This window comes from Sphingomonas sp. RB1R13, from assembly GCF_036663775.1.
Classification (GTDB): domain Bacteria; phylum Pseudomonadota; class Alphaproteobacteria; order Sphingomonadales; family Sphingomonadaceae; genus Sphingomicrobium.
Map to the genome: position 1 here is coordinate 1 of NZ_JAXOJM010000126.1, position 1018 is coordinate 1018.

At 70.7% G+C, this 1018-nt stretch carries 1 pseudogene; it reads left to right on the plus strand.

The window, feature by feature from the left end:
- Positions 1–1018, plus strand: a pseudogene (locus U1700_RS15455) (cellulosome protein); the annotation flags it as partial.

The window sequence follows — 1018 nt, forward strand, 5'->3', positions numbered from 1 at the left end:
CGGCCACACGCTGGCGGTCACCCCGCCGCATCCCGACCAGAGCTATACCTTGCAGGGCGTGGCTACGCTCGACCCGGCGCGCGACCAGATGCGGTTGCTGTTCGGCGGCAAGTCGGGCGACGCGACCATCGCGCTGACCCATGTGCCCGCCAGCTTCGGCGACACGGTACGCGTCCGCGTGCGGGAGATCGACTGGACCGGACAGCTGGGCGACTCCCCGCCGCCGGTGGTGATCGGCGACCGGATCGTGCCGGTGAAGGACGGGCAGGTCGACCTGACCTTCGGCCAGGGCGGCTGGCCCGCGCTGCGCGAGGAGGCGGCCTATGAGCTGGTCCTGTCGCCCGGCCAGGGCGTGCGCCCCGCCGCCGTGACCCCACGCTGGCGACAGGATTACGAGGCGGAGAAGGCGACCCGGCAGGGGCAGGGGCTGGCCGTACGCGGGCCGGAGGGCTCGCCCGATCATGTCGATCGCTTCCATGTCTCGAACGGCTATCTGGTCGAGGGGTTCAAGACCGGCGCCGATGCCGCGCTGGACTTCGCGGTCGATGTGCCGCGCGACGGTCGCTACGACCTGAGCGTCCTCGCCAGCAGCTTCAACAAGGACCCGCTGGTCGAGCCGCAGGGGGCGACCAACGTATTCCTGCGGATCGACGGCAAGCCGCAGGGCGAGTTGTTCCTGCCTTTGGGCTACAAGCCCGCCGTGCTCGATCATGTCGATACGGTCGTCCACCTGACGCGCGGTCGCCACATCCTGACGCTCGCCACCCGCAGCCTGGACGGCACCCGGCGGACGCAAGGCAATGCGATGGTCGACCGCATCACCCTGACCGCCGCCGATCCCGCCGCGACGGTCGCCCGCTATGACGTGGCCGACGCGGTGGTGAAGGGCGGCCGTGCGACCTTCTGGGTCTATGCCGCAAAGGATGGCTTGGCGCGCCTGACCCCCGAGGTCAGCGGCGGCGCGGTGCACATGACGGTCAACGGCCGGGAAACGAAGGGCCGCGCCTTCCTGCTCGGG